General features: G+C 64.4%; 1 protein-coding gene. It reads right to left on the reverse strand.

Going from position 1 to position 1,770, the window contains the following annotated elements:
- Positions 1-1,761: a terminase large subunit domain-containing protein gene (locus AC628_RS41475; RefSeq protein WP_083633328.1), complete on the reverse strand. Its 1,761-nt coding sequence runs from the start codon at positions 1,759-1,761 to the stop codon at positions 1-3.
- Positions 1,762-1,770: the final 9 nt, after the last annotated feature.

Below are 1,770 nucleotides of genomic sequence, written 5' to 3' on the forward strand. Positions count from 1 at the left end.
TCAGACCACCGTCAGGATATCAGCGCCGGTCACGAGCCTGCCGGCCGAGGGATTCCAGCTCATGAGGATCGCGGCCTGAAACAGCGCGACCAGCGGATCGATTTTGGCTCGGCCGGAGACGGCTTTCGTCACCATCACGGAATTGCCGCGCTGCTCGACCTTTGCGTTTCCGAGAACGAAGGCCATCAGCAGCATGCCGCCGTGCCAGAACGTGCCGTCCGACAATTTGCGCTCGAGGCCGTACATTGCCGGCGCAAGCGCAGGTCCCTGCAACAGCCGGCGGATCATTTCGTCGGTCACGCCGACCGCGATCAGCGCCTCAATAATCGCCGCCGCATTGTTCGGATCGATGCCGATCGCGTTTTTCTCAGGCAGCAGGCCGGAGGCGATGATCTGCGCGACGATCGTCGCCAGCTCGAGGACGTCCTGCGGCACCGGGCAGATCGAGATCTCGCCGGCGTCGGAAAAATCCTGCAGCTGCGCCGCGATGTCTTTGCGGACCTCGAGCACTTTCGGGTTGGCCCATGCCCGATACCAGGACAGCCATTCGCGCGTCTTGCGATCGCGGCCGATGACGGCCAGGCCGAGCAGGTCGTCGAGGCCGCCGCCGTCAATTCCGATCGTCACGACCTCCGAGCGCTCGAGCAGCGTCTCGAGCGTCAGCGTTTCGTCGACGGCGCCCTCCCAATAGTCGGCGCCGCGCCAACCCTCGTTATTGATGCCGACGCCGATCTCGATATTGAGATGCTGCGAGGCCCAAACCTTGATCGCGTCGTCGCCTTTTTCGCGCTCGCTCTCCCAATCTGCGCGCAGCGATGCGAGATGGATCGAGCGGCCGAGGTTCGGCATCACCATCGGCCAGTTGACCGGGTTTTTCCAGCGCTCCTCGACGCCGGCGGCACGCTCCTCGCGCGTCAGCGACGCGATATCCGGCGGGAATTCATACAGGATCGGCAGCATCGGCCGGATAATCCGGCCGCGATACTTGCCGTCCCGCACGTTACGCGCAAATTTCAGCTCGGATTTGAACACGCCGGAGGGAATGTCGTCGCTTTGCGTCGTGGTCATCACCAAAACGCCCTCCGGCGTCTTGTCGAGGCCGCCGCGGATCTGGCGCAGCACCTTCGCCGCCGAGGCGCTTTTGCCGAGGACGTGCAGCTCGTCGAGCAGCACGAAAAACAGGCCCATCGCGCCGGTCAGGATCTTGAGATCGAAGGTTTTGACCTGCGCCTCCGACCGGGTAACGAGGTCCTCGATCGTTTTGATATGATCGCGGGGCCGGAACCGCCGGCGCAGATCCGGCGACTCCTCGATCATGCCGACCGCCTGCTCATAGGCGCGATCCGAGATCGCCTGCGTCGGACCGACAAACAGCGCCGTTCCGCGCGGCCGGAAATTCATAAGCATCGCGACGATCAGCAGCGCCGCGGCGTTGGTCGTTTTCGAGGAGCCTTTCGGGACCAGCGCCAGGATGTCGCGGATATAGCGAACCTGATTTACCGGGTCCCAGCTGCCGAACGACGCGCGGACGATATCCCGGAACCATTGGCCCGACGCCTCGCGCATTTTCGGCGCGCCAGGCACGTCCGGCAGCTGCAGCTCGTCATAGAACGCCTGCGCGATGTCGGCCTCGGCCGCGAACAGCGGCAGATCCGGCACAAGCGAGCGGCCCTCGCGCATGCGATCGGCCCAATCGACGCAGGACAGATCCCACATCTCCGGCACGATCGGCGGCGCCGCGTTGTCGGTCGAGAGGATCATCAGTGCGAG

The organism is Bradyrhizobium sp. NAS96.2, from assembly GCF_001908235.1.
Classification (GTDB): Bacteria; Pseudomonadota; Alphaproteobacteria; order Rhizobiales; family Xanthobacteraceae; genus Bradyrhizobium.